7 protein-coding genes are annotated in these 7549 nt (G+C 32.3%); all 7 read left to right on the top strand.

Going from position 1 to position 7549, the window contains the following annotated elements:
* Positions 1-150 precede the first annotated feature (150 nt).
* Positions 151-771 (top strand): hypothetical protein, encoded by a 621-nt coding sequence (locus HNV10_RS16885; protein ID WP_173302611.1) that lies wholly within the window; start codon positions 151-153, stop codon positions 769-771.
* Between the two features lie 622 nt (positions 772-1393).
* Positions 1394-1957, top strand: a complete 564-nt coding sequence (locus tag HNV10_RS16880; protein ID WP_173302609.1) for a hypothetical protein — start codon at positions 1394-1396, stop codon at positions 1955-1957.
* 573 nt (positions 1958-2530) lie between these two features.
* Complete coding sequence (locus HNV10_RS17340) at positions 2531-3124, top strand: acyl carrier protein (protein ID WP_173302607.1); 594 nt, start codon at positions 2531-2533, stop codon at positions 3122-3124.
* A gap of 158 nt (positions 3125-3282) precedes the next feature.
* Positions 3283-4203: a hypothetical protein gene (locus HNV10_RS16870; protein WP_173302605.1), complete on the top strand. Its 921-nt coding sequence runs from the start codon at positions 3283-3285 to the stop codon at positions 4201-4203.
* A gap of 187 nt (positions 4204-4390) precedes the next feature.
* On the top strand, positions 4391-5005 hold the full coding sequence (locus HNV10_RS16865) for a DMP19 family protein (RefSeq protein WP_173302603.1): 615 nt from the start codon (positions 4391-4393) through the stop codon (positions 5003-5005).
* A gap of 639 nt (positions 5006-5644) precedes the next feature.
* A complete protein-coding gene (locus HNV10_RS16860; protein ID WP_173302601.1) occupies positions 5645-6205 on the top strand; it encodes a tetratricopeptide repeat protein in 561 nt (186 codons plus the stop codon).
* Positions 6206-6355: 150 nt separating this feature from the next.
* Positions 6356-6931: an RDD family protein gene (locus HNV10_RS16855; protein ID WP_173302599.1), complete on the top strand. Its 576-nt coding sequence runs from the start codon at positions 6356-6358 to the stop codon at positions 6929-6931.
* Positions 6932-7549 lie beyond the last annotated feature (618 nt).

The following is a 7549-nucleotide window of genomic DNA, read 5'->3' as shown; positions in this document are numbered from 1 at the left end:
AATGTGTATAACTAATTGCTGTATTCTTCTCTACTTGCGAATATTCCTGCGGAATATTCACAGGTTCGTGATTTGTTTGCTATCTTAGTTGCTTAAACCACGCAACTAAGCCATACACGCACACGTTACCAAACAGTTGAAAACCGAACTATGAAACAACTTCTGTCTTTAATATTAATATTTTCGATTCTATCAAGTTGCGACGGAAAAAAATCAGACAAAACCATATCTGAATTTAAGCCAAAAACGGAATTAAAAGCAGAAACGGAGTCTGAACAAAAAAAGGAATTGGAAGCTATCCAATCAAAAATTAAAAAAGATACAATTAATAATTATTGGGCTTTAGTTCTTGATACTATTTCCAGTAAAAGAGAATTTAAAATTTCTGACTTAAAACATACTCTTGAATTAAAAACTTATAGTTTAAACGATAGCTCAATTGTTAGGAATTTAGCTCAAAACGGAGAACAAGCATATTTAGACCATTCTCACAAAATGGTAACTGATTTCAAGCTTTTGACTGACTCAATTGTTGACAAAAAACAAATCGACCGAACTGATTTTAAAGAGTCTCTGATTCCTGAATTTTACGCAGAATGTAATCTTTTCTCAACCGAAATTGATAGCATTTTAGGAAACACTATATATCTTACTTCTGACTTGAATGTTCCTGATACTGGAAATCAATGGAAAGTTTGGTATTCAATTGAGATTATAGATAAAGATATTGGAAATTTAAAAATTAAAGAAACTGAGTACGTTGGAGATTAAAAACCATTTGGTAACACCGTGTATAATTAATTGCTGTGTAAGTGCTCATCTGGAATATTCCTTCGGAATATTCTCAGGTTCGTAAAAGTTTACTAATTTAGTTGCTCAACCACGCAACTAATCATACACAATCACGTTGGCTTCAATAACTCAGCGCATCCAAAACTGGAATTTTAAGCTATTAAAACCTTAACTTAAAGCCGAACAGTTCGTAAAAAACTCACTCGAATTCTGAATTACAAAACGCAGGAATTTATCACTCTACTCTGGAGTTTCACTCTGCCCGAATTATTACTCAACTGGAATTCTTACTCGTATTCTGACTTCCACTCTTTCGGAATTCTCACTCAAAATCTGAATTTGAATTTGAATTTCAACTCGAATTAAGCTAAAAAGCTCAACTTTGCGCGAATTTCAACTCATTCGGAACATAAACTTGAATTTAAATACAAACAATTACTAAAGCCAACAATGTGTATAGTTAATTGCTGTATGGAGATTACATACGAAAATTCCGTTGGAATTTTCTCGCGTTCGTGCTTTTTTTGCTATTTTAGTTGCTTAAACGTCGCAACTAAACCATACACGCACACGTTGTGGGTAAGTAAAACAAAATGAACATATGACAAGCGAAATGATTGAGTTGATTGATACAATTGTGAAAATTGGACTCGGAGCATTAATTGCTTCTTTAACAAACTATTTGATAACAAGGTATAATCATAAGTCTGAAGAAAAAAAAGAATTCATAAGAAGATACATTCTCTCAATTGATAAAATATCGGAAAATGCGGAGGAATATTTTCAAAAGTGGTCTGTTTTAACAAGCGCAATTGGAGGGACTTCAAAACAAACGACAGAATTAAATAGAAAAGCAAAGAAGGAAGAATGGAATTTTATTTTTACAGCTGATGAGAATTTACTTGATTCTAGAAATAATAAAATGACAGCTCTTTCAAAGCTTAAATTACTAAGTTTAAACAACGTTGCAGATATATTAGAAAACTGCACTAAGATAGAAGTAGAACTTCGAGAAATGGTCATTTTCAATGATATAATTCCAAAAAATTCTGAATTAGACATATATGAAATGAAAATGGAGAAACTTAGAGAGAAGTTTTATAAAGAATTGAGTAAGTATTATGTTCAATATAAAATACCTACCCACAACAACGTGTATAATTAATTGCTTGGGCAATTGCCTACTTGGAAAATTCCTTCGGAATTTTCTCTGGCACGTTTTTGTTTACTAAATTAGTTGCTTAAACACGCAACTAACCATACACAAGACCGTTGGCTTCAATAACTCAGCACAACCATAACTGGAATTTTAAGCTATCAAAACATTTACTTAAAGCCGAACAGTTCGTAAAAAACTCACTCGGATTCTGAATTACAAAACGCAGGAATTTATCACTCTACTCTGGAATTTCACTCTGCCCGAATTATTACTCAACTGGAATTCTTACTCGAATTCTGACTTCCACTCTATCGGAATTCTCACTCAAAATCTGAATTTGAATTAAGCTAAAAGGCTCAACTTTGCGCGACTTTCAACTCTTTCGGAATATAATCTTGAATTTAAATACAAACAATTACTAAAGCCAACAATGTGTATAGTTAATTGCTGTATTGAGATTACGTACGAAAATTCCGCTGGAATTTTCTCGCGTTCGTGCTTTTTTGCTATTTTAGTTGCTTAAACGTCGCAACTAAACCATACACTCGCACGTTGTAAAACATTTAACACGAACCGAAAATGGGATTAGATTCAGTCGAATTACTTATGTCAGTTGAGGATAAATTTGGAATACGAATTGAGGATTCTGAAGCAGAAAACATTGCTACTGTACAACACTTTGCTGATACTGTTTACAGCAAAATTATTGTAAATCCGACAGATAAATGCTTAACTCAAATCGTATTTTACCGAATGAGAAAAGCTTTTCAAAACTTGAACTTGACTGAATTGGAAATAATGCCTAACAGCAAAATTTCGGATTTACTCACTCAATCGGAATTAAAAACAAATTGGAATCGATTAGAAACAGAACTTGAGCTAAAATTACCTGAATTAGTTGCAATTGACTTTAACCCAAAATTAGACTCACACGTAAAAATTTTTGGAATTAAAACTATCAAAAGAAATTCGCCTGTGACAAAAGGAACTATAAGAGATTTAATTGATTGGACAATATCTCTGAATTTCGAGAAAACAATTGACATAAAAAAAATCACAGATAAATACGAAGTTGAAAGAATTATATCAGGAATTATAAGTGAGAATATGGGAATTCCGATAAGCGAAATTGAATTAAGACATACAATTACAAACGATTTAGGAATTGACTAACAAAAAACGTTTTACAACACCGTGTATAATTAATTGCTTTTTATGTGCTTACTTGCGAAAATTCCTGCGGAATTTTCTCGGGTTCGTAAATGTTTGTTAACTTAGTTGCTTAACCACGCAACTAACCATACACAAACACGTTGTAGCCAATTTGAGAAATGAAAATACTAACCAAAATTATATTATTGACTTTTATGGGATTATTTACCTCTTGTTTTGGACAAAAAGAAGAACATATTTATTTGGCTGGCTGGGAAGCTGAATTCAATGGAGATGAACAATGCCAAAAATTTCTCGAAACACAAGTTGTAGATAAAGAAACAGCTAATAACATTTGGAGCTCAATTGACCTCGTTTTTAAGGATGGAAAATTGATAAAAGCCTACGATAGTGATGAAGGAATCAGAACTGAAAGAAAGTTAAAAGAAAGTGAAATAGGTTTTGAATTTCAAAAATTAGTACCTAATCAGATTTATAGTCTTAATGAAGTATCAACATCTGAAAGCTACTTAGGTGGAGAAATACCTGCTGGATTCAACATTCCGAAATTTGAATTTACTGCACCATTTCAATACTTAGGGAAACTCTCAAAAACAGATGAAGCTTTCAATTGGCTTCCGTTCGATTTACATATTGCCGCACCAATCTACCTAAATTTTGACAAGTTATTTATAGATTACTCTGCCCCACTAAATCCTAAAGTATTAAATATTGAAGAATTAAAGAAAACGGATAATTCATTTGACGATTTACAACCTGATTCTGAAATAATTTATGAAAAAGTATTCATAGCATCTGAAAAAGTTAATGACTATGGTGGAATTGGACATACAGCAGTTCCTAGTTGGATTCAATATCCTGACATTCCTACTTGCCCAAAGTCAAAGAAAACAATGAAATTACTTTGTCAACTGACTTACGATGGAGTTGATATAAAAACCAAACGGACAAACGTTCAACCGAAAGATGAATGGTATAAACAATATTTTGAAAATATGAACTTTTGGGGAGACGGAGATTTATACATATTTTTTGAACCTGAAAGTAAAATAATGTGTTTTATAATTCAACATACGTAAATAAAAAACTGGCTACAACAACGTGTATATTTAATTGCTGTTTTCTTCTCTACTTGCGAATATTCCTTCGGAATATTCACAGGTTCGTAAAAGTTTACTAATTTAGTTGCTTAACCACGCAACTAACCATACACAAACACGTTAGCCACAATGTAACCATCCAATGAACAAAAAGATAATAACGATAATGATTCTATCTTCCATATTAAGTTTTTTCGGCTGTAAAAAAGAAAAAGAGAAATCTGAAGTTGACCTTGAAATCGAAAAAGTATTGAATTCTGTGGATGATTGGAAAAACAGAAAAATCCATAAAGTTCTGACTAAAGAAATATTGGATTCCATTCCTGACGATGAACTTGAACAATCTGTTTTCGATAATATTTACGAAATAATTGGAGACGATTACGAAAATGAACTCTCAAATATCCAAAAACTGACTAATGGACAACAAGGGTTTTGGGCGACTTGGATTATAGAAGGAGAAGTGAATAATGGTGGATTTAATCAATTCTATTTTAATTCGAGTGGACAGTACGCAAAAATGGCGGAAATCGGATTTAAAACAATTGGAGCGAAAAAGTATGCGGAATTAACTTCTCGTGCGAATAATATTTATGCAGAAAATAAAGAGCGACTTGCAGAATTTGATGATGGAACTATGGAAAGTTTCAGTGAATCTTATAAAGACAATCCTTTGAATAAACTTGATGATGAATTTTACGAATTAGGAGACATAGAAAGTATTAGCGATTTACGAATTAAATATATTCGAGAACACATAAAAGAATTTACAACTGAATAAAAAACACAGTGGCTAACACCGTGTATAATTAATTGCTTTTTACTTGCCTACTTGCGAAAATTCCTGCGGAATTTTCTCGCGTTCGTAAAAGTTTGCTAAATTAGTTGCTTAACCACGCAACTAACCATACACAAACACGTTAGCTATAATAACTCAGCGCAGTTTCTAAACTTGAATTTTAAGCGTATATCTAAAGTGTTTTAAGCCGAACTGAACTCAAAAAAACTCACTCGAATTCTGAATTCAAAACGTAGGAATGAAAAGCACAACGCACGAATTTATCACTCAACTCTGGAATTTTACTCAGTCGGAATTCTAACTCGAAACCTGAATTGCATTACGCTGGACTTTTAGCTCGTTTAAGCAACTTAAATAGAAAAATGGTACACGAAGTCTAACTCGGAACATGACTTCTACTCTACTACTCTAAATCTGAACTGGAACTGGAACTGGAACTGGAACTAAAAAGTGCAAAACCAATTTACTACAGCTAACAATGTGTATAACTAATTGCTGTATTAGTCTCTACTTGCGAATATTCCTGCGGAATATTCACAGGTTCGTAAAAGTTTACTAACTTAGTTGCTGAAACCACGCAACTAAGTAATACACGCACACGTTGGCAAACATTTGAGAAAAGTGGATATCCGAAAGAAAATATTTAAAAAATACGATAAATTCTCTTTAGCCGAGTTTAAGGATGAAAAGGATAAATTGCGCTCGGAAATAAAAAAATTGTTAGCTGAATATTCGGATTTAGATTCTAATTGCTATCACATTCTCGGGCTTGTGGATTTTGAATCTGATGATTGGAAAGTGAATATTGAAAAATCTATACGGAATTTCAAAAAAGCTGTTGAATTGGACGCAAATAATGTACTACCTCAATTGTATTTAGCTCATTGCTATCACGACTTAAATCAACTAGAATTAGCATTAGAAAACTATAACAAAGTTGATAAAGAAAAGCTAAAGGAATTTCAAATTTGGAGATACACGAAATTGATTGAGCAAATTGGCTATTGCGAATACAAACTCGGAAATAAAAAAATTGGAGAACAGCACTTTGAGGAAGTTTTAGAATGGTATAAAAAACTTCCTGAAATCGACAGAGTTGTTCCATCTGAATTAATTGAGTGCTTGCCGAAAAACCACCGAATTGTGACTGAAATGAAAAAGATAGAAACCTATTTAGAATAAAAAACGATTTGCCAACACCGTGTATAATTAATTGCTTGGTTTTAGCCAATTTACGAAATTCCTCGCGGACTTTCTATCTGTGTTTTATTTGCTAACTTTAGTGCTTAAAACACGCAACTAATCATACACAAACACGTTAGCTGTAATTTGATGAAAATCACGAACGAAAAATATAAAAACCTGAATTTAGCCAATGAAGAAGAACGTGGCGAAAATCTAATAATAGATTTTACCATTTCTTCTATTTTTGGTGTAGCTATTGCTTTTTTGACTTTTAAAAACTTCACGATTGCGTTTCTGACTTATTTACTTGTGAGATTTATTTACTACTTCACTTTTGAATATTTATATGGTAGAACACCTGGGAAATATCAAACTCAAACAGAAGTTGTAAATGGAACTGGAGAAAAGCCGAACATCGGGCAATTAATTAAAAGGAATATTAGCCGATTTATTAGTGTGTTATCTGGAATAAGTGACGATGAAAGAGCTGTTCATGATAATCTATCGAATACTTTTGTAATTAAGAATACTGAACTAAAAAAAATTGAAATAAAACAACCTTTGATTTCTATTTTCTATTTGTCATTAATTGCATATTACATTCATTTTTTTGCAACTCAATCGGAATTGGAATTATTCGATATCATTTTTCTAATTGCTATGGTTATCTTGTTTGTTTATGTTCTGATAATCGGAATTAAAAAAATAAAGAACTACAGCTAACACCGTGTATAATTAATTGCTTGGTCACTGTCGACTTACGAACATTCCTGCGGAATATTCTATCTGTGATTTATTTGCTAAATTAGTTGCTTAACCACGCAACTAACCATACACAATCACGTTGTACAACATACCTGAAATGAACAAACTGCTGACAATTTTACTTCTGATTTTCCTATTTCTGTCTTGCAAAAACGAGAAGAAATCTGAATTGGAATTTTATGCAGAAAACCAAACTTCATTTTTCGATTTGAGAAATGGAGACTGGACAAAAAACTCGTGGATTAGGAAACCTGAAAATTTAAAAATAATCCACGAATCATTTAAAAAGCTTGGTTACGACAGAATTGAAAAACTGATTTTAAAAAATAGCGTTGTACAACACTGTGTATAATTAATTGCTTGATTAAGGTCTACTCACGAAAATTCCTGCGGAATTTTCTCGGGTTCGTAAAAGTTTGCTAACTTAGTTGCTAAACCACGCAACTAACCATACACAAACACGTTAACTCTAATAAGGCAGCGCAATTTCAAAATCGGAATTGAACGCTAAAGAATCAAGTCTTTAAGCCGAACTGAACGTAAAAAGCTCACTCGAATTCTGAATTTTAAAACGTT

The sequence above is a fragment of the Winogradskyella litoriviva genome, from assembly GCF_013249065.1.
Classification (GTDB): Bacteria; Bacteroidota; Bacteroidia; order Flavobacteriales; family Flavobacteriaceae; genus Winogradskyella; species Winogradskyella litoriviva.
This window is presented reverse-complemented; position numbering and strand designations above follow the sequence as displayed.

Bases quoted from the DNA above. Each gene is read 5' to 3' on its own strand.
- HNV10_RS16870 (WP_173302605.1), top strand. From the start codon at position 3,283: ATGAAAATACTAACCAAAATTATATTATTGACTTTTATGGGATTATTT.
- HNV10_RS16885 (WP_173302611.1), top strand. From the start codon at position 151: ATGAAACAACTTCTGTCTTTAATATTAATATTTTCGATTCTATCAAGT.
- HNV10_RS16855 (WP_173302599.1), top strand. From the start codon at position 6,356: ATGAAAATCACGAACGAAAAATATAAAAACCTGAATTTAGCCAATGAA.
- HNV10_RS16865 (WP_173302603.1), top strand. From the start codon at position 4,391: ATGATTCTATCTTCCATATTAAGTTTTTTCGGCTGTAAAAAAGAAAAA.
- HNV10_RS16880 (WP_173302609.1), top strand. From the start codon at position 1,394: ATGACAAGCGAAATGATTGAGTTGATTGATACAATTGTGAAAATTGGA.
- HNV10_RS17340 (WP_173302607.1), top strand. From the start codon at position 2,531: ATGGGATTAGATTCAGTCGAATTACTTATGTCAGTTGAGGATAAATTT.